This is a genomic window from Tenacibaculum mesophilum (genome assembly GCF_003867075.1).
In the GTDB taxonomy this organism is placed as follows: Bacteria; Bacteroidota; Bacteroidia; order Flavobacteriales; family Flavobacteriaceae; genus Polaribacter; species Polaribacter mesophilus.
Map to the genome: position 1 here is coordinate 801,684 of NZ_CP032544.1, position 20,982 is coordinate 822,665.

Annotated in this window: 19 protein-coding genes; 4 read left to right on the plus strand and 15 right to left on the minus strand. The window is 29.7% G+C overall.

What is annotated here, in order from left to right; genetic code table 11:
- Positions 1–465 precede the first annotated feature (465 nt).
- The 3 genes from typA to D6200_RS03800 form a co-directional block, all read right to left on the minus strand.
- Positions 466–2,238 (minus strand): translational GTPase TypA, encoded by a 1,773-nt coding sequence (gene typA, locus D6200_RS03790; protein WP_073184109.1) that lies wholly within the window; start codon positions 2,236–2,238, stop codon positions 466–468.
- Positions 2,239–2,438: 200 nt separating this feature from the next.
- Positions 2,439–2,747 carry an LETM1 domain-containing protein gene (locus D6200_RS03795; RefSeq protein WP_047788869.1) on the minus strand — a complete coding sequence of 103 codons (309 nt, stop codon included), beginning with the start codon at positions 2,745–2,747 and terminating at the stop codon, positions 2,439–2,441.
- Positions 2,747–3,913: a proline dehydrogenase family protein gene (locus D6200_RS03800; RefSeq protein ID WP_047788870.1), complete on the minus strand. Its 1,167-nt coding sequence runs from the start codon at positions 3,911–3,913 to the stop codon at positions 2,747–2,749. Before D6200_RS03800 ends, D6200_RS03795 begins: the two co-directional genes overlap by 1 nt.
- A 102-nt stretch (positions 3,914–4,015) precedes the next feature.
- Between D6200_RS03800 and aroB the strand changes: the two genes are divergently transcribed.
- The gene (aroB, locus tag D6200_RS03805) at positions 4,016–5,074 is read left to right on the plus strand and encodes a 3-dehydroquinate synthase (protein WP_073184111.1); all 1,059 of its coding nucleotides are present in this window, start codon (positions 4,016–4,018) and stop codon (positions 5,072–5,074) included.
- Between the two features lie 30 nt (positions 5,075–5,104).
- On the opposite strand, the gene D6200_RS03810 is transcribed toward aroB, so the two are convergent.
- The 4 genes from D6200_RS03810 to D6200_RS03825 all read right to left on the minus strand — a co-directional run bounded on the left by D6200_RS03810 (position 5,105) and on the right by D6200_RS03825 (position 7,671).
- A complete protein-coding gene (locus tag D6200_RS03810) occupies positions 5,105–5,992 on the minus strand; it encodes a mechanosensitive ion channel family protein (protein WP_073184113.1) in 888 nt (295 codons plus the stop codon).
- 52 nt (positions 5,993–6,044) lie between these two features.
- On the minus strand, positions 6,045–6,548 hold the full coding sequence (locus tag D6200_RS03815) for a Dps family protein (RefSeq protein WP_047788873.1): 504 nt from the start codon (positions 6,546–6,548) through the stop codon (positions 6,045–6,047).
- Positions 6,549–6,705: 157 nt separating this feature from the next.
- Positions 6,706–7,254, minus strand: a complete 549-nt coding sequence (locus D6200_RS03820; protein WP_125064368.1) for a hypothetical protein — start codon at positions 7,252–7,254, stop codon at positions 6,706–6,708.
- Between the two features lie 255 nt (positions 7,255–7,509).
- The gene (locus D6200_RS03825; RefSeq protein ID WP_047788875.1) at positions 7,510–7,671 is read right to left on the minus strand and encodes a DUF1328 family protein; all 162 of its coding nucleotides are present in this window, start codon (positions 7,669–7,671) and stop codon (positions 7,510–7,512) included.
- A 472-nt stretch (positions 7,672–8,143) separates the two neighbouring features.
- On the opposite strand from D6200_RS03825, the gene D6200_RS03830 reads away from it, so the two are divergent.
- Positions 8,144–8,788 carry an SOS response-associated peptidase family protein gene (locus D6200_RS03830; RefSeq protein ID WP_047788876.1) on the plus strand — a complete coding sequence of 215 codons (645 nt, stop codon included), beginning with the start codon at positions 8,144–8,146 and terminating at the stop codon, positions 8,786–8,788.
- Positions 8,789–8,790: 2 nt separating this feature from the next.
- Here the strand turns inward: D6200_RS03830 and D6200_RS03835 are convergent, their stop codons facing one another.
- Positions 8,791–9,597 carry a patatin-like phospholipase family protein gene (locus D6200_RS03835; protein ID WP_053056662.1) on the minus strand — a complete coding sequence of 269 codons (807 nt, stop codon included), beginning with the start codon at positions 9,595–9,597 and terminating at the stop codon, positions 8,791–8,793.
- Between the two features lie 682 nt (positions 9,598–10,279).
- Here D6200_RS03835 and D6200_RS03840 point away from each other — a divergent pair.
- A complete protein-coding gene (locus tag D6200_RS03840) occupies positions 10,280–10,732 on the plus strand; it encodes a ferritin-like domain-containing protein (RefSeq protein WP_073184115.1) in 453 nt (150 codons plus the stop codon).
- Between the two features lie 45 nt (positions 10,733–10,777).
- Here the strand turns inward: D6200_RS03840 and bshA are convergent, their stop codons facing one another.
- Complete coding sequence (gene bshA / locus D6200_RS03845; RefSeq protein ID WP_073184117.1) at positions 10,778–11,908, minus strand: N-acetyl-alpha-D-glucosaminyl L-malate synthase BshA; 1,131 nt, start codon at positions 11,906–11,908, stop codon at positions 10,778–10,780.
- A gap of 139 nt (positions 11,909–12,047) precedes the next feature.
- Entirely contained in the window at positions 12,048–12,893 is an 846-nt protein-coding gene (locus D6200_RS03850) for a transketolase (RefSeq protein ID WP_073184119.1), read from the minus strand.
- A gap of 319 nt (positions 12,894–13,212) precedes the next feature.
- On the opposite strand from D6200_RS03850, the gene D6200_RS03855 reads away from it, so the two are divergent.
- Positions 13,213–14,910, plus strand: coding sequence for an AraC family transcriptional regulator (locus tag D6200_RS03855; protein ID WP_073184121.1), 1,698 nt, complete (start codon positions 13,213–13,215; stop codon positions 14,908–14,910).
- A 9-nt stretch (positions 14,911–14,919) separates the two neighbouring features.
- Here D6200_RS03855 and D6200_RS03860 read toward each other — a convergent pair whose 3' ends face one another.
- The 5 genes from D6200_RS03860 to dnaB form a co-directional block, all read right to left on the minus strand.
- Positions 14,920–15,831, minus strand: a complete 912-nt coding sequence (locus tag D6200_RS03860; RefSeq protein WP_073184122.1) for a hypothetical protein — start codon at positions 15,829–15,831, stop codon at positions 14,920–14,922.
- 87 nt (positions 15,832–15,918) lie between these two features.
- Positions 15,919–16,962, minus strand: coding sequence for a hypothetical protein (locus D6200_RS03865; protein WP_073184125.1), 1,044 nt, complete (start codon positions 16,960–16,962; stop codon positions 15,919–15,921).
- Positions 16,963–17,284: 322 nt separating this feature from the next.
- Entirely contained in the window at positions 17,285–18,469 is a 1,185-nt protein-coding gene (locus D6200_RS03870; RefSeq protein WP_073184127.1) for an asparagine synthetase B, read from the minus strand.
- A 75-nt stretch (positions 18,470–18,544) separates the two neighbouring features.
- Complete coding sequence (locus tag D6200_RS03875; protein WP_073184129.1) at positions 18,545–19,306, minus strand: hypothetical protein; 762 nt, start codon at positions 19,304–19,306, stop codon at positions 18,545–18,547.
- A 79-nt stretch (positions 19,307–19,385) separates the two neighbouring features.
- Positions 19,386–20,900 (minus strand): replicative DNA helicase, encoded by a 1,515-nt coding sequence (dnaB, locus tag D6200_RS03880; protein ID WP_047788883.1) that lies wholly within the window; start codon positions 20,898–20,900, stop codon positions 19,386–19,388.
- Positions 20,901–20,982 lie beyond the last annotated feature (82 nt).

Sequence of the window (20,982 nt, forward strand, 5' to 3'; positions counted from 1 at the left end):
AAAAATTTAAGTTCTCTTTTTTCTTCTATTCTCTTTACGTACTTAGGGTAAACAAGGCATAGTCTTTAAATATCTCACATCAATTAACTTGTTATGAATCACACAAGTTTTCTTCCCCTTTTAATTCTATTTTTTCTTTACTCTATACCTTTTTGTAGATAAATTTATACGCCGCGCTACTTCCCCAATTTTTTAATTTTAAACAATATATAAATACAATGTTTAAAACCTTTAATTAAAAGAGATTATGCTACTTCTTTTATAGCGTTTATGTATTTTTCCTATATCCTCAAAACACCTTGAAACTCCATCCTTAACAAACCCCTTATCATAATTATCATTAAGGTGCATTTCTTTTTTATATAAATAACTATCTTAAAGTTTATAACCAATTAATCGGTATTTCATATAATCAAAAACCACCTGTAATTCAGGTGGTTTTTGGTTTTATCTAAGCGTGTAATATTACTTTACAAAGTTAATTTTACGCATACGTAAACTTTCTGGGGTAACTTCTAAATACTCATCTGGTCTAATATACTCCATACATTCTTCTAATGAGAAATCAATTTTTGGAGCAATTTTCACGCCGTCATCTGAACCTGAAGCACGTACGTTAGTTAACTTCTTTCCTTTAATTAAGTTAACTGCCATATCATCTGCCTTGGCATTTTCACCTACCACCTGACCTTTGTAAATCTCTTGGTTTGGATCAATAAAGAAACGTCCTCTATCTTGTAAACGGTCAATTGCATAAGCAGTTGCTTTTCCTGTTTCAGAAGAAACAATAGCACCTTTTAACTCTTCTGCAAACTCTCCTTTATAAGGTCCATATTCGCTGAATCGGTGGTTTATAATTGCTTGACCAGCTGTTGCTGTTAATATTTTATTACGTAAACCAATTAATCCTCTTGATGGAATGGTAAATTCTAAATGTTGTAAATCTCCTTTTGGCTCCATTACTAATAAGTCTCCTTTACGTAAAGAAACTAAGTTAATTGCTTTAGAAGCTACATCTTCAGGAACATCAATTGATAATGTTTCGTATGGTTCACACTTAACTCCGTCAATCTCTTTTAAAATTACTTGAGGACGACCTACTTGTAATTCGTATCCTTCACGACGCATCGTTTCAATTAATACTGATAAGTGTAATACTCCACGTCCGAAAACGTTAAACTTATCCTCTGTATCTGTTTCATCAACACGTAAGGCTAAGTTTTTCTCCATCTCTTTAAATAAGCGATCACGTAAGTGACGAGACGTTACAAACTTACCTTCTTTACCAAAGAATGGAGAGTTATTAATAGTAAATAACATACTCATAGTAGGTTGATCTACTTCAATTCTTGGTAAAGCTTCTGGATTATCTACATCAGCAATAGTATCTCCAATTTCAAAATCATCTAAACCTGTTACTGCACAAATATCTCCACTACGAACTTTTTCTGCTTCAGCCTTACCCATTCCTTCAAAAACGTGTAATTCTTTAATACGGACTTTTTTCGTACTTCCATCTGCTTTACAAAGCATGTAGTCTTTGTTCTTTTCTAAATCTCCACGGTAAACACGTCCAATAGCTATTCTTCCTTTAAATGAAGAATAATCTAACGATGTAATTTGCATTTGAGGAGATCCTTCACGATATGGTGCTTCTGGAATTGTTTCTAAAACAGCATCTAACAAAGGAACAATATCTTCAGTTGGTTTTTGCCAATCTGTACTCATCCAACCATTTTTAGCTGAACCGTAAATAGTTGTAAAGTCTAATTGATCTTCATTTGCTTCTAAAGCAAACATTAAATCAAATACTTTTTCGTGTACTAAGTCTGGTGTACAGTTTTCTTTATCTACTTTGTTTACTACTACAATAGGAGTTAACCCTAATTCAATAGCTTTTCCTAATACGAAACGTGTTTGAGGCATTGGTCCTTCAAAAGCATCAACCAATAATAAAACTCCATCTGCCATTTTTAGTACACGTTCTACTTCTCCACCAAAATCGGCGTGACCAGGAGTATCAATTACATTAATCTTCACCCCTTTGTAGTTTACGGATACATTTTTAGATAAAATGGTAATACCACGTTCACGTTCTAAGTCGTTATTATCTAATAATAAATCAGTACGCTCTTTACGTTCATCTAAAATTTTAGCTTGATCTATAATTTTGTCTACCAAGGTTGTCTTACCGTGGTCAACGTGTGCTATAATAGCAATGTTTCTTATTGATTGCATTCGTGCTTATTTTGAAGCTGCAAAAGTAGTGTTTTATTGTTTACGATTAACGAAATTTTATTTATGAATTCGTAATATTTTATTTAAAGCTTTACAAAAAGTACTTTTTTATAACAATATACTACTATTTCTACTTTCATTTAAAGGAATTTTGTAGCTTTAATTAATGCCTAAAAAGGGAGTAATAGATAATTTTTGTGCTATTTTAACTTTCTATTTTCTAGCTCTTCATCATCTTCTCTAAAAGCACTAGGTAAAATATCAGGAATTAATTTTATAAGTAAAGGCAAAAGTAATGCTCCTCCTGGTAGCATAAACACTGTAAAGGCAGGAATTGCTTTACAAATATCAAGTGTTTGTTCTTTTACTTTTGCCTTTTCTTCGTCTGTTAATGAAGTTGTTAGTGATTTTCTAACAAGAAATATAAGCTCTCTGCTTTCTTGAAGCTCTTTTGCTAATCTTTTTTTATTTTTATAGATAGCTTCTTTTATTTCATCAACTGTATTCATTAAAGCTTTCTACGTGCTTTTTCAGTTTTAAGTAAATTCAATTCTCTTGAAGTTTGCCCTGCTACTGAAGTGTTTTCTTCTGCTCTACGAATTAGGTATGGCATCACATCACGAACAGGTCCGAATGGAACATACTTCGCTACATTATATCCTTCTTTGGCTAAATTGAAACTAATATGATCACTCATACCATATAATTGACCAAACCACATGCGTTTATCATCTTTAGCAATATTATGTTCTTTAGCTAAATCCATTAATAAATATGAACTTTCTTCATTGTGAGTTCCTGCAAAAATTGCCATATTTTTATGGTCCATCATATACCGAACTGCTTCATTATAATTGTCATCCGTTGCTTGTTTGTCAACACAGATAGGAGACTCGTAACCATTTTCTTTAGCTCTTTCACGCTCTTTTTCCATATAAGCTCCACGAACAACTTTCATTCCAATATGATATCCCTTTTGGTGAGCTCTTTGGTGTAGCTTTCGTAGATATTCCATACGATCATGACGATACATTTGTAGCGTATTAAAAACAATGGCTTTTTCTTTATTGTAAATTTCCATTAACTCCTCAATTAAATCATCTGCAGCATCTTGCATCCAGCTTTCTTCTGCATCAATTAGTAATGGAACATCTTTTTCTTTTGCAGCCTTACACACGGTATGAAAACGCTCTACAACTCTATCCCACTCTACTTTTTCTTCTGAAGTAAACTCTTTTCCTTCAGTTAATTTTTGATATAAAGCGAAACGTCCGAAACCTGTAGGTTTAAAAACTGCATAAGGAATAGATTGCTTTTCTTCAGCAAAATTGATTGTTTTCAATGTCATTTTTAAAGCATCATCAAACTGGGCTTCATCTTCCTTCCCTTCTACTGAATAATCTAAAACACTGTGTACATTACCTTGTTCGTACATTTTTTCGATATTAGGTAAGCAATCATCTTCACTTACTCCTCCACAAAAATGATCAAAAACTGTTGAACGGATTAATCCTTCAACTGGTAAGTGTGCTTTTAAAGCAAAGTTTGTTACCGCTGTACCTATTCGAACCATTGGTTGGCTCTGAATCATTTTAAACAAAAAATATGCACGTTCTAACTCTGAGTCAGATTTTAATTTAAAAGCAGTTTCTGTATTATCAAAAAGTCTCATTATCGAGGTAATATTATTTCTTTATTTATTGAGACAAATATAATTGAGTAGACTGATATATTTTAATTTTTTCTATTTAATTTCGCCTTATATTTTTTTGTTATTATGACCACAATTAATGCAGCAACATACCCTATTCATTTTGAAGAAAAAGGCTATAATGAATTAACCTATTTAGTTTCTGAAAGAAACTATTCTTCAGTTTTTATTTTAGTGGATGACAACACTTTAGATTGTTGCTATCCTCGATTCATTCAGTTATTTGCTACAGATAAACCTATTGAAGTCATTCAAATTGATGCTGGTGAAGTTCATAAAAACATAGAAACTTGTATGGGAGTTTGGAATGTAATGACTGAATTAGGAGCTGATAGAAAAAGCTTATTAATTACCTTAGGTGGTGGTGTGATTACTGATTTAGGTGGTTTTGTTGCATCTACATTTAAACGTGGAATTGATTTTGTGAATATTCCTACAACCTTATTAAGCATGGTAGATGCTTCTGTTGGCGGAAAAACAGGTGTTGATTTAGGTGTATTAAAAAACCAGATTGGTGTATTTGCTAATCCAGAGTTAATTATTATTGATCCTGAATACTTACACACCGTAACTCCCAGAGAAATTCGTTCTGGTACTGCGGAAATTATTAAGTATGGAATGACCCACGATATCAAGTTATTTAACGAAATTAAAGATAACGATAAACTTAATATTGTTGATTTGATTCATCGTTCGATAGAAATTAAGAATGAAGTTGTTTTGGAAGATCCTAAAGAACAAGGTATTCGTAAGGTTTTAAACTGGGGACATACTATTGGGCATGGTGTAGAGTCTTATTTTTTAGAGAACCCGAAAAAGGAAGCTCTAACACATGGTGAAGCTATTGCCATTGGAATGGTTTGTGAAGCTTACTTATCATCAAAAGTATTAGATTTTCCTGAAGATAAAGTCTCTGAAATAAAAGATGCTATTATTAAAATTTATGGTAAAGTAGCATTGGTAAAAGAAGATTTTCAGCCTATTCTTGAATTGATGAAACATGATAAAAAGAATATAGGAGGAGAAATTAACTTTGTGCTTCTTAACGATTATGAAGATTTTAAAATAAACAGTAAAGCTTCTGATGATTTAATTAGGGAGAGTCTTAGTTATTATAATTCATAAAAAAAAAGCAACCCCGTGGGTTGCTTTTTTTTATTTTGTTACTGTAACTGGAATACTGTCTTGTGAACCGTATAGTTTTATCTCTGTAATATCTGCAGGCATGTTTAGCCCGTTTTTTATTATCACGTTTTTTACGTTTTTAATTACATCACTTTTAACTTCGAGTGCGCCTCGTTTGTATTCTTTAGTTTTGGTCCAAAAAATAACTTTTAAATTTACAGTACTTACTCCTAAACCGTCTACCGTAACAAAACATTGATGTTCATCTGTATCAATAACTCCTAAAGTATTAACTACCGCATTTATGATTACTTTTTTTGCTGTATCTATGTCATCATCATAATCAATCCCAACCACAAAGTCTGAACGGTAAAAACCATCTTCAGTATAGTTATATACAGCTTTCTTTACAATGTCACTATTGGGAATGTATACATCTCTTCCATCGAATGTTTTTAATTTGGTAAATCTAAATTCCATCATTTTTACTTTACCAAAAATATCTCCAATCATTACTGTATCATTAACATCGAAAGGGCGATTAAAGGATAATATTACCCCTGAGATAAAATTCTCTCCTACATCTTTAAAAGCAAATCCAAAAATTATAGCTGAGGCTCCAGCTGCAGTTAACAATCCTGCAGCAATGCCTCCTAAACCTGCTATCTTTAAAGCAAGCATGATTACCAAAATACTAAAACTAATTTTTATTGTTTTGGCTAAAAAATTAGTCATTAAAGGATCATTTGTTTTCTTAGAAATTGTTTTTCTAAAAAAATTTGATATAAGATTAGCAATAATAATACCTACAGCCACTATAAGAATAGCTATAATTATTTTTGGAATTTGGTTTATAAACTCATTCCAGTATAATTGAACAGATTCTTTTAATTTGGCTATGGTACTGCTAAAATTCATGTAGGAGAAAGTAGTTTTTGTTTTTAGTTATTAGATAAATTCAACAATAATTTTATGACAATACAATATCTTCATTTAATTGCTCTACGGTACTTTTGCTCCAAGCGTTCAACATCCAACTTGTTTTTTCTAAAGAAGCAATATATCCTCCCATTAAATCTATCGTTCCCTCATCTTCTGCTTCTTCCGCTTTTTTTATCACATTTGCCATTTGCTTTAATAATGTTTTATGATCATCTAATAAAATATAAATCATATCACTATCTGTTTGAAAAGGACTTTCTTCTGATATATTTGCTATCTTTAAATACTTACTATATCTACTAATTGGATGATACTGTAAAGTTAAAATACGTTCTGCGATCTCATCTATTTTAACTCTAGCATCACTATACATTTCTTCAAATTTTTCATGTAGTTCAAAAAAGTTTTTCCCCACAATATTCCAATGAAAATTTCTTAACTTTTGATAGTATATGTGATATTCAGCCAATAATTGGTTTAATTCTTTTGCTACTGGTAATACTTTTTCTGTTTGTATGTTTAAATAATTCATTTTACTGTGTGTGTTTTTTGTTAATAATTAATTATGTTACAAAACTACTTAAGAACTTAAGCCTAAGTTTGCTTATTTAATACGAATCTTTGCTCATTTCATTTTAACCTTTTAGTGATAAAAAAAGGATGAAATTATCACTTACTAGTTTTATAAATTACATTTTAAAGGTTTCAAAAATGGCTTGTTCCAAGTTATTAGATTCTTGATTTTTATATTCAATAATAAAATCACCATATTTATTAAAATAACCTACGCCATTAAAATCCTTACCTTCTACTACATAAAAGTTATTATTAATAGATTTTATAGCTCTTGCTGATGTTATATCTTCATTATTAAGCTTATATGTGATTAGTAAATTATTTTGATCAATTAAAAAGTCATACTTATTACCTTTATACTTAAAATATTTTACTTTTGCTTTTGAGTCATAAAAAATATCAGAATCATTATCTACCATAATGGTTTTATCTACTGTGATTGGAGACTCTACTACATCTTGATTAAGTTTATTCTTTTGATTGGGATTAAACTTAGTTTGTTTTTCTTTTTTTGTTACTACTTTTACTTTTGTATCATAAATCAAACCTTTTTCATTAATCTTTTTTGCTTTTTTTACTTCAGTCGTTTTTATTACTTCCGTTTGCGCGTTTAAAGAGGTAATACTTCCTGTAAGCAATAATCCCATTATTATTTTTTTCATTTTAATCTATTTTAAAATTACAAGTAACTTTATTTGAGATGTGTACTTTTTAACACCTGAAATATATTTTATATATTCCTATACATTTTCGCTATGAAACAACGATTTGTAATGTCTATTACAAAATTAACGCAGGTTTATTTATGTGTTTTGCTCATTTAATTTTGTTTTTTGCTCACTTAATAAATAAAACTTATTCATAAATAAAAAAAAGCGTGAAAACTCACACTTTTTAATACTCTATTCTTTATTTTTTTAAACTTTTCTTTTACCTGTAAATAAGGATATAATAAATAAAATTATAAAAATAAAGAATGCTATTTTAGCAAACCCTGCGGCTGCTCCTGCTATTCCTCCAAATCCTAAAATACCGGCTATGATTGCTATTATTATAAAAGTGACTGTCCAACGTAACATATTATTAAAATTTTAAATTAGTGTTTATAAAGTACATCTTTTGTACAGTTACAAAATTAACTAGATAGCTTGTTTTACATTTACTCATTTAGTTTTGTTCTTAACTCATATAAAAATACACTCATTAAATTTAACAGACTTCAAACTAACTTTATTAGTTAACAAACTAAAATATAATCTCTTGTTAATTGTTACACTTAACTTAATATGAAATGAGTCAATATCTATTTCTAAAGAACAAAGATTGAATCTTTTAACAATATAGTTTTGCAACAAACAAAACATAAATAATTAATAAGTATGAAAAAAAGTAATGAAGATTTTAAAATAATTAAAGAGAATCCTGACTCTAAGCATAAAAATTATATTTTTCAAAACAATAAAATAACTAGATTAGCCTTTTATATTGTACTTTCTTGTTTATTAATAGGCATTACTCTCATTTTTGTTTTTAACAATCAATAATAGCTTTATGATTTATAAGCTATCAAACATAGCAAGTATAGAACGTATTGAAACTTTTACAAAACTCCCTTTTAAGTATCCTTATTTACATAAACCTAAAAGAAAAATTAATGGTTTAAAAGAACAAACAGTTTGTATAATTAATATGGAAAATCCTAATCAAATTATGCAAGCCATTTGGGGGCTACTTCCTCAAAATTATGGAGATAATTGGAATAAGTTTCAACATATAAAACAAACACTACATATAAATAAGGAAGATATTAAAAATAATATACTTTTTAAAGAAGCTCTTTATTTACGAAGGTGTTTATTTATCGTAACTGGTTTTTATATTCATAAAGTTATTAATGGAGTTGTAGAGAATTATTTAGTAGAAAAAGACAATCAAGAACCCTTTTATTTAGCGGGTTTATATAACATTACCAACGATGGTTTTTATACATGTTCAGTTATTAACACCAAACTAATTGGAAAACTTAATGACTTTAATAATCTTTATCAGGTAATGCCCATACAAATTCCTGAAATTTTTAAAAATATGTGGTTAAATAAAAAATCAGAAATTATAGATATAAATTACCTTATGAGTACACCTTACATTACAAATTTAAAGGTACAGAGAATAGCTTCTAAAAAAGAAAATGTTTGAAATTAATTTATTCTTTCTTCTAGTTTTTTATCTATGTACTTTTTTGCTGTTTCATATATTGAATCTACTTCTTTAGTGCTAAAACCGCTAAACTCACCTAAAGGAAAACAAATAGTAGCATAAGTTTCAAAAAACTTATATTCTTCAGATGATAGCATTAAAAGTTTAGATGTATGTGCTAAAACTTTCAAAGTGGTATTTAGTTCCTCACTTGTTTTTTCAGAAGGATATACTACATAACTTCCCACTATTGGATATTCTGACTGTTTAAAGGGAGTTGTAGGAAAGTTATCTATAATTCCACCATCAGAATAAAGTGCATCTCCAATTTTTACAGGATTGAATAAACCTGGTAATGCACATGATGCTAAAACAGGTTTTAGTAAACTTCCTTCATTAAAGTACTCTGTAGTTCCTTTATTTAAATTAGTTGTAGAAACTATTAAAGGTATTTCTAGATCTTCAAAGGTTGGTTTTATTTTATCGTCAATTAATCTTGCATAATTGGATGAATTAAAAATTCCTGGTTTAGCAATTGTTATCCAAGAAAACTGAAATATTTCAGTATTTTTAAAAAAGTTTAATATTTCTTTTGGTTTCATTCCAGAAGCATACATTGCTCCTACCAATGAACCAGCGCTACAAGCTGAAATTGAATTAATTTTAATATTTAACTCTTCTAACTTTTCTAATAAAGCAATATGAGCTACACCTTTTTCGGCTCCTCCACTTAATACTAAATTTATAGGCACTTTTGTGTCCAGGTTCTTTATTTTTTCAAAAGAACATTTATATTTTTCTTTAATCATTTTTTTAGCTCTTTTTTAGTTTTACTTATCTATTTTTTTAAAATTTTATTTTGGATAATTTTAATTTTTTCTACAAAACTGCTATCAATACTTAAAACTTATTTTCTACTTCTTTTCATCAAGCTAATCATAATATCTATAATCTTTTTGTTCTTGCTAAACTATTTCTAATATGTTTAAGACGCTATACCAATAACACATTCTTTTAATGATATAAAATTACATTTTTTTGCTTAATGTATTCTATCTTTTCTACAAACATTTGATTTTAACAAGAGTTTTGTATATGAGCAAAAAAAGAAAAGATATGAGCTAAACAGCATTTCAAGTAAATATTAATTTTGTAATGTAATTAATTAGTCATAAAAATATTAAGCGTTTTTATTTACACATTTATGACTTAAAATATTATGAATAGAATAATGATAAACACTGTTTATTCTTACTGATATCATATTAATAAACTAGGATTTTTATAAAAATCATAACATTTTAGATTACATATTATTTAACATTTTTGAGTTTAACTCTCAAAATAATAACAATACTTATGTAAGCTTAGGAATTAGTACCATTATTTTAATTGGTTCTTTTTCTCAAAAAAGAGGGCGGTGTTCTAACTTGATGGTATTTGGGTAAACATCAATAAAAAATTACTCATTAATTTAAAAACTTAAAATATATGTATAGTTACACAGAAGAAGTATCAAATAAGTTAAACGGATTATTAGAAAAAAATTATGATGCTGCAAAAGGGTATAAAACAGCTGCAGAAAATGTAAATAGTGAAACATTAACAAATCTTTTTGTTCGTAAAGCCAATGAACGTGAAATGTTTGGTAAACAGTTAAAATCAGAAATAAAATCTTTTGGTCAATCTCCTGAAAAAGGAGGTAGTTTAAAGGGAACAGCACACAGGGCTTGGATGAATACCAAAGCTTTTTTCTCAAATGAAAGTGAAGAAGCTATATTAGAAGAGGCTTTAAGAGGTGAAAAAGCTTCACTTGAAGAATATAATGAAGTAATTAACTCTGAAGAACATTTACCAAACTCTACAACTAATTTATTAAAATCTCAAAGAGACATTATATTAAATGATGCTATATTAGTAAAAGAACTAGAAAAAATTAAATAGTGATAGTTTTTAATTAAAAAAAGGAGAGTTAATAACTCTCCTTTTTTATGCTTCTACTGAACATTTTTTATAAAGTCTCTCATAAGCTGGGAGAATATTATTTAGTGAAAATAGCTTAATATGTTCTTTTGCATTTTCTTTAAACTCATTCAAAGCTTTATCATCTTTTAAAATATTAATAGCATTATTAGCCATACCTTCAATATCACCTAATTTACTTAAAAAGCCTGTTACACCATGAATATTAACTTCTGGCAAACCTCCTGTATTTGTGGATATAACTACTGTGCTTGCAGCCATGGCTTCTAAAGCTGCTAACCCGAAGCTTTCCGTTTCAGATGGTAATAAAAACACATCGGTATAACATAATATTTTTGCTACTTCTGTACTATTCCCCATAAAAAGCACTTTGTCTTCGATTTCTAACTCTTTAGCTAAGTTCTCAGCTTTTAAACGCTCAGGGCCATCACCAACCATTAATAATTTTGATGGAACTTCTTCTTGAACCCTATTAAAAATTCGAATTACATCATCAGTACGCTTTACAGGCCTAAAGTTACTTATATGTGTTAAGATTTTTTCCTCCGGTTTAGCTAGCGCTTCTCTTTTACACTCTCCCTCATGAGCTCTATCATATTTTTCTCCATCAATAAAATTGTACACCACTTTAATATCTTTATCAATATTAAATAACCTAAGAGTATCTTCCTTTAAACTTTTAGACACTGCGGTAACTTCATCTGATTTATTTATACTAAATTCTACTGCGGTTTTGTAGGTTGGATGGCTTCCTACCAAAGTAATATCTGTACCATGCAATGTTGTTACTACTTTTATGTCAATTCCTTTATCTTCAAGCATTTTTTTTGCCATGTAAGCAGCATAGGCATGCGGAATAGCATAATGTACGTGTAACACTTCAAGTTCATATTTTTGAACTACTTCCACCATTTTACTTGATAAAGCTAATTCATAAGGTTGATATTGAAATAAAGGGTACTCTTCTAAAACAACTTCGTGGAAATGCAAACGATGAGAAAAGAAATCTAATCGAACAGGCTGATTGTACGTTATAAAATGTACCTCGTGCCCCTTATCTGCTAATGCCATTCCTAATTCGGTTGCTACTACTCCACTTCCTCCAAAGGTAGGATAACATACAATTCCTATTTTCATCTGTATCTATTTGGTTATTTTATATGATTACAGACGTAAATTTACGGTTTTACTTACTTCTTTTTGTAAAGTTTTTCATAAAATAAAAACGCCATTACAAAGTTGTAATGGCGCTTAAAATATTTAACTACTCTTTATTTTAGTAATCTCCTAAAGTTTCTGGGTTTTGAGCTAAAGCAACTTCTAACTGTTCATCATTAGGTGCTTTACCATGCCACGCGTGGGTATGCATCATAAAATCAACTCCATTCCCCATTTCAGTACGTAATAATACACAAACTGGCTTTCCGTTTCCTGTACGTGATTTTGCTTCTGCCATTCCTTCTAAAATAGCTTCTACATTATTTCCTTCTGCAATTTCTACAACATCCCAACCAAAAGCTTCAAATTTAGCTTTTAAGCTTCCCATGGCTAAAACTTCATCAGTAGATCCATCAATTTGCTTTTCATTTACATCTACGGTAGAAATTAAGTTATCAATCTTTTTAGCAGAAGCATACATAGCTGCTTCCCAAATCTGACCTTCTTGTAACTCTCCATCACCATGTAATGAATATACAATTTTATCATCTCCATTTAACTTTTTTGCTTCAGCAGTACCAATAGCAACACTCATACCTTGTCCTAAAGAACCTGAAGCAATACGAATACCTGGTAAATTTTCATGCGTAGTTGGGTGACCTTGCAAACGAGAGTCTAACTTTCTAAAGGTTGCCAACTCAGCTACAGGGAAAAAACCGCTGTGAGCTAGTACACTGTAATATACTGGTGAAATATGTCCGTTTGACAAGAAAAATAAATCTTCATTTTTACCGTCCATAGAAAAATCGGTAGAATAATCCATAATTTCTTGATACAAACAGGTTAAAAATTCAGCACACCCTAAAGAACCTCCTGGATGACCTGAATTTACAGCATGTACCATTCGTACAATATCTCTACGAACTTGTTGTGTAAAATCTTGTAATTGTTGTGTTGTTGGCATTATTGTTTTGTTTTATACCCACAAATGTAATTGATTATGTAAAAATGAGCAATTACTTTTTTATTTAAGTAAAAGAAAAAGGGTTCATATGAGTTAAGTTTTCTTTTTCGTTAAATTTTCCCTTTCTAATTGAATAATTACTGAACCCTTTATTTACGTGGTTCAAAGAACTTATTTGTTTGTTTGATACACAAACAATTGTACTCTGTTTTTATAAAAACCGACTTCTAAAAACAAGCAAAAAACTCACTTACAGGTAATTATAAAAATAAGTAAATCGTGTTTTTTTTGGTACTTTTGACCTCTATTTGATTTTTTTATGAAAAAGATATTTGTTTTACTCCTAGTTATTGGATTAAGTTTAAAAGTTTATCCTCAAAATCATATAAAACAAGACACCTTACTCAGAAAAAGTTTTCAGGAATTATCCGATTTATTTTATAATAGTAAGCCTGACAGCCTAAAAGCAACGATATATGCCAAAAAGTATTTTTCAAAAGCTTTAAAAGAAAAAGACACTTTAGAAATGTTGAATGGAAAATACCTGTTAGCAGATATTTTAAATAATGAGGATGTTTATTTAACTTTTTGTGATTCACTTATTAAAATTATAGAAAATACCTCTACAAAAAAAATATCTGCAATTATTCACATCGACCTAGCTACTTATTTCTTTCATAAAGAACAGAATAATAGAGCTCTAAAAGAACTTATGAAAGCGAATCAAATAGTTCATAAGCTAAAAGATACCTATTTAAAAAATAAGGTTTTATATTTAATGGGGTCTATTCAGAATTCTGTAGGTGAAAATGAAAAAGCTTTAAAAATTTATAAAAAAGTATATAATTACACTTTGAAAGAAAAACTGTTAACAAAAGATAATTTCTTTTCTACTATCCCTTTAAATATAACAATAGAATATAGAAAGCTTAATAAAATAGATTCTGCTCTTTTTTATAATAGGAAAGCTGTAAGTTTATATAAAAAAATAAATGATAGTATAAATTTAGGTTATTCTTATTATTCTTTAGCCTTTATTTACCAGAAAAAACAAGAACATGAAAAAGCTTTAAAAGCTTATTTAAAATCTCTTTCTGCCATACAAAAAGATGAGAATTATAGAATATTAACTAATACCTATTCTAAAGTAGCTATGCTATATGACACGATTGGCTTTTATAGTAAGTCGCTAAAATATCACTTAAAAGCGGACTCTTTATTTGATGTAAGAAAAATACCCAGTAGATATTTGGAAGATACTTATAAATACTTAATCAATCAATACAGAGACAAAGACTTAAAAAAACAATTACTATATATAGAAAAACTCTTAAAAATAAAGGATTTCAAATCTAGTGAAAAAAATAAAATAAATAAAACGTTTACTGAAGATTATGACATTCCAAACCTAATATCAGAAAAGAAAAAGGTTATAGAAAAGTTACAAAATGAAGTCAAAGAGTCTAGAAGAAATAGAATAATTTATATTTCTTTTTTAGTATTATCACTTGCTTTGATAGGCTATCAAATTAAAAGAAAGAGATCTTTAAAAAAACGTTTTATAGCATTAGTTAATCAGAAAGAAGTTACAGATAAAGAAAAAATAAAGCATGTTACAAAAACGACCAATAAATATGAACTTTCTGATGAAACAATTAACACCATTATGAAAGGACTTGAGGTTTTTGAAAAAAACACTGATTTTTTAAACTCAAAAATTAACTTACAATTGTTAGCTGACAGGTTAGATACTAACACTAGCTATTTATCAAAAGCCATTAATCAATATAAAAAGAATTCTTTCTCTAACTATATCAATCAACTTCGAGTTAAATATACCATTGAGAAACTTAAAAAAGATTCATTATGGAGGAAATATACCATAAAAGCCATCTCACAAGAAGTTGGTTTTAAAAATGCTGAATCTTTTTCTAAGGCGTTTTTTAAACACACAGGCCTAAAACCATCTTACTTTATAAAAGAATTAGTAAAAGTAAAAGACCATAAATCTTCTTAATTTTAAGTGTTAAGTTAACAATTCTTCTACATTTTGATATTGAACTCCAAAAAGATAGTATTCGTTATTTTTAGGAACTTTTAACGTTATTGTTAAGCTTTTGTCAATTCCTAAAGTGTACTCTATTGTAGCTCCATTTATTTGCTGATAAAAAGGGAATATTACTTGTTCTGGAATAGATGTTAGTAAACTTACTGTTTCTTCTGTATATGTTCCAGAAATATGAATTTTTATTGTCATATCTGAAACAGCAGATATATATGAGTTAATGTTTTTTAATATTCCTGTTTTGGGGTTAAAAACTTCATCCCAAGATATTACAGAGTCATCCCAATTGCTTGGAGTCTGATATGCGTATAAAAAAGCAGCAGATGAAAACCAATTTCCAAAGTTAATTTTCTGTGTAGTAGATTCACTAAAAGCTATGGTTACAGTTACAACTGATTTTGCCACTTCATTGGTAAAATTATCTAACGAGGTATTTACAACTAAAACAGGAAATTCTGGGTAAACAGGAATGCGTATAACTTGTTCGTTTGATTTTACAATAATTTTTGACTGTGAAGAGTTTCCTATTGCTCTTTTAAAAGTATTTAAACTAGGTGTATACTTTGGTATTGTATATGGGACTATCCAGTTTGTTGCGTTATTATAATCATTCAACCCTATTTGAATCGCTAAAGGTTGGTTTATTTGAGCATTTAAAATTCTCCCATACACCTTACTAAAATAATTTAGTGGAAGGGCGCTATCAAAAAACTCTGTTCCTACTGGAATAGTATCTATTAAAACTGAAAAATCAGCTTCGTTTGTGGGTAAATTTGGTAAAAATGCATAGAATGTAAAATTACTTAATTGTGCATTAAATAATTCTGCCAGTTCATTTAATACTAAATAATTAAAACTCTCGGGGGACTTCATTATTCATTATTTTAAGTTAATTATAATAAATTTATGTAAAAGGTTAAGTAGAGCACATGAAAATCATGTGCTCTCTTAACTATAAGATTAAATTAATCTTGAAGGTGCTTTTAAAACATGGTTTGTACTACCACCTGTTACAGCTCTATCTGTTGGAATTACTCCCATACCAAAAATTTGTAAATCTCCTGGCGCAGATGTAATTGTTACAGAAATCGTTTTATCATCATTAAATTTATAGCTAGATGTAGCTTTTGATGATGATCCTGATGTATAGAATGGCCATACATTGGTCTCTGTACTTTTTTGAATTTCTTCAAAATCAGATTGACTATAAGTTGCCCAAGATTTTACAGTAATTGTGTAACCAGAAACAAGTAAAGCTTGGTTGGTTACTCTTTGTAAAGAACCAGATGGACCAAATAAATTATTCCAATCATCTTGATTTTGAAATTGATCAGGATTTTGGTACATATCTGTAAAATAACCAGAGAAAAACCATCCTCCTGCTCTAACAGCTAGAAAAGCATACTTATTAAAATCCATATCTACAGTAATTCTACTTGCAGAAGCTTTTTCATTTAATGACTTTGAAACACTATTAGACTTCTTTCCCCAGAAACCAACTCCTGAAGAACCGTTGCTTTGTGCCCATGAGTTTTGAATATCATCATTAGACGTTTGAGAATCAAAATGAATCGTTGCTGAAGAACCTTTTTCAACTTGTAATTTTAACTCTTCAAAGGCTGGAATGTATATAGGGTTAGTTCCCATGTTGCCTCCAATCCAATTGTTAGAGTTTGTATAATTACTCATTGCTATTTTATACAAGAATGTACCTGTATCTTCTGTTTTACTTAGCATTGTAGCGTAATTACCGCTTAAAGTATTTAAAGGGTTACCTTCATACAATACTCCTACAGATTTTGGGGGAACACCATCAAAATAGTTATATAGTTCTGACGCTGAACTTTGAACTGGTAATACACCTTGTATCATTTGAAAGCTTTTGTCACTTAAGTTTAATGATTGACAAAGGGTATTATACATTCCGTTAGTTGGAGTTTCCATATTTGCTCCAACTTGTTCTTTTACGACACCATTAGATGGTTCTGTAAGTTTTGTTGCCATGATAATTTAGTTTTAAGTTTAGTTTTTACCTACTCTATTTAGGCTTTTCAGTATACGCCTAAAAACCAAAACTATTTAACAGGTGATCAAACTATTAAACTAAAGAATGAAACATGAAGTTGCGCGCTAATCACAAACCATTCAATACATTACAAAACGAGTTTTGATTTTACTCTTACTAAATTATATAAATAACAAACGAATCACTTTAAAAAAACCTTAAACGTTGTTTATCAATACATTAAGTAGTATTAAATAGGTACAAGGCTTAACTAAAAAAAACAACATAACACACTGAAAAACAGATAATTACATATATCGGTTATGTTTTCTGTTTTTTCTTCTTAGCTGCAGGAAACAGTACATTGTTTAATATTAAACGATATCCTGGTGAGGTTGGGTGTAAATCTAATTCTGTTTTAGGATCTCCTACTCTATGCTGATAATCTTCAGGATCGTGGCCTCCGTAAAAGGTAAACATTCCTTTTCCTTTAGTTCCGTGAATATAGCGTCCTTCTCCATTGGTTTTATTTCCTCCTAAAACAATAACTGTAGATTTTATAGTATTAGGATCAAACGATGTTGTTTGTCCCATAAAACCTTTCACTAACATGGTATGATTTTGGGTTAACATGGTCGGTACTTGATCCCATTTTGCAGAAAACTCTTTTAAAACAAAGTAATCTACTTCTTTTCTTATTCTTCGTTTACGAGTCATATCTATTGAAGAAAACTCATACGTAGTAGGGTTACGAATCAATTCAAAATCTTTAAAAGCAAAGGTTTTATTAAAGTTTATTTTTGATTGATAATTAGGTTCTGAGGCATCTCCATCAAACATTCCTTCACAAATATCTACGCCATCAGCAGCCAGCGCAATATCAAAACTATCGGTTGCTGAACACATCGCAAACATAAATCCACCACCAACTACATAATCACGTATTTTCTTGGCTACAGCTCCTTTTTCTTCTGATACTTTACTGTATCCTAACTTCTTAGCTAAAGCTTCTGCATCTTTCTTTTGTTGAATGTACCAAGGCGCTGTTCTAAAAGCTCCATAAAAACGTCCATATTGTCCTGTAAAATCTTCATGGTGTAAGTGTAACCACTCGTACAATAATAGTTTATCATTTAATACTTCTTCATCATATACTACATCAAACGGAATTTCAGCATATGTCAGTACCATGGTTACTGCATCATCCCAAGGCATTTTATCTTTTGGAGAATATACTGCTATTTTAGGTGCTTTTTCCAACGTAACTGCTTCTTGATTTTTAGAAGGCGAAGAAATTTCTTTTAAGATTAATGCTGATTTAGCATCTGAAATTATTTGATAGGAAACACCTCGTATTTTACATTCTTTTTCTACCGCTTCATTATTTTCAATTAAAAAAGCACCTCCATCATAATTTAATAACCATTTAGCTTTCAAACCATTTTGCAAAGCATAATACACAATACCATATGCTTTTAAATGATTCTTTTGATTTTCGTTACTCATAGGTACATAAATAAAGGATGCCCATAGTGAATTTGAAAAAAGGAAAAATGTTAGTATGTAGAGAAATTGTTTCATTTATAAATTAAATATAGTATAAAAACTTTTATTATTTTTTTCTCTAGAATAATGATAAATATCTAAAAAATAAATGTAATTGTTTTTTAGTTTTATTGAATCCCTATATCTAAGAGGTTCCCATTTAACATTTTTTAAAATTCTTTTTATTTTTTTATCTACATTCTTATCTGTGAAACCATCAACAACTTTTATTCTTTTTAACCTTAATTTTTTGGAAAAAATCAACTTATAAATTCCATATTTCTTTTTTGAATCATAACCTTTTAAATCATCCAATAAATCACCTATTTCGGAAGAATATAATTTTACTTTATTTATATCTCTATCATTTAGCTTGGATAAAGACTTAAGTATTTTTAATTCTCTTATTTCCTTTTCTTTTTCTCTTGAAGATTCCTTATTTAAATAAAGTAGCCCAGAACACATTCCAATTATAAGTCTACCAGATTTATCTTTATGAGCATAAAAAATTAACTCTGTTTCCTCAGGTATAAAAATATCGCATGAGGTTCCCATCTTCTCATCACTTCTACCATAAACAAAAATTGACTCAATCTTTTCCCCTTTATACAGTTTGTCTATTTTAATATCTGCTTTATAGACATTTTCTCCCTTCAAGTTTTTATAATTCTTAATTATTTTTCCTTTTGCAACAAAACTGGAGTGGGCAAATTTGTTCACTATTGTTTCGATTCCACAATCACAGGGGTATAAATAACTTGAGTATAATAATATTCCTAAAAACAAAAATCTTCTCATAAACTATATTTTAAACTAAAATACACAATTACTTTTAAGCAATTGTGTATTCAGTTATATTTTAAGTTTTATTTAAAGATTAAAACGGAACATCGTCATCACTCGGACCAAAAGCATCTTCTGGTGAAGCAAAATTACTTGATGCTACTTCATCGTTAAATCCTGAGTTCATGCTCGATTGGAATTCACTACTAAACCCTTCTTCTAAATCTGAGAATTTTGCTAAGTGTCCTGTAAACTTCAAGCGAATATTATCCAATCCACCATTACGGTGTTTTGCTACAATAAATTCCCCTTGTCCTTCACATGGCGAATGATCGTCGTCATCCCATTCTGTCATTCCATAGTATTCAGGACGATAAATAAACGATACAATATCGGCATCCTGCTCAATCGCTCCAGATTCACGAAGATCGGATAGTAACGGACGTTTACTTCCTCCACGGGTTTCAACCGCACGCGATAACTGAGAAAGTGCAATTACAGGTACATTCAATTCTTTACCTAGTGCTTTTAAGTTACGCGAAATCGTCGAAATTTCTTGTTCACGATTACCTCCTGCTCCTCCTGCTGTCATTAACTGTAAGTAATCAATAATTAATATTTTAACTCCGTGTTGTGATACTAAACGACGTGCTTTTGCACGTAAATCAAAAATAGATAGTGCTGGTGTATCATCAATAAAAATAGGGGCATCCGAAAGCTTTTTTACTTTTACATTCAATTGCTCCCATTCATGAGGTTCTAAGTTTCCTTTACGTAATTTTTCAGAAGTCAACCCTGTTTCTGAAGAAATCATACGAGTAATTAACTGTACTGATGACATCTCCAGTGAGAATAACGCTACTGGATGTCCGAAATCAATCGCCATATTTTTCGCCATCGATATTACGAAAGCCGTTTTACCCATACCAGGACGTGCAGCGATAATGATTAAATCGGTAGGTTGCCAACCCGATGTTAATGCATCTAGTTTGGTAAATCCGGTTGCCAAACCACTCATCCCTTCTTTGGTTGAAATTTCTTGAATCTTATTAATCGATTGCTGAACTAAAGAGTCAGCTCTTTCAGCTCCCTTTTTAAGGTTTCCTTGTGTTACTTCAAATAATTTCCCTTCGGCATCATCTAGCAAATCAAAAACATCAACAGTTTCATCGTACGCATTTTCTATAATTTCAGAAGAAATGGTAATTAATTTACGTTGAATGAATTTTTCTAGAATAATTCTAGAGTGAAATTCAATATGTGCAGATGAGGCAACTTTTTGGGTTAACCCAATTAAGTAAAAATCTCCTCCTGCTAAATCTAACTTTCCATTTTTCTTTAATTGATTTGATACAGAAAGTAAATCAATTGGTTCTGAGTTTTGGAAAAGCTCGTAAATAGCGGCATAAATTTCTTGGTGCCTTTTATCATAAAAAGCATCAGGATGTAAAATATCAATTACTTCATCAATCCCTTTTTTATCAATCATCATAGCCCCCAAAACAGCCTCTTCTAACTCTAAAGCCTGTGGTGGTAACTTTCCTTTTTCTAAGCTTATAATTCTAGCTTTATCTATTTTTGTTCCTTTGAGAGATTGGGTTCTTTCCATAATAGCAAAAGTAAATTTTTAAGATGATATTAGTAGAGACATTATTCAATTTTCTTTATGCACATTTTTTGTAAATAAACTG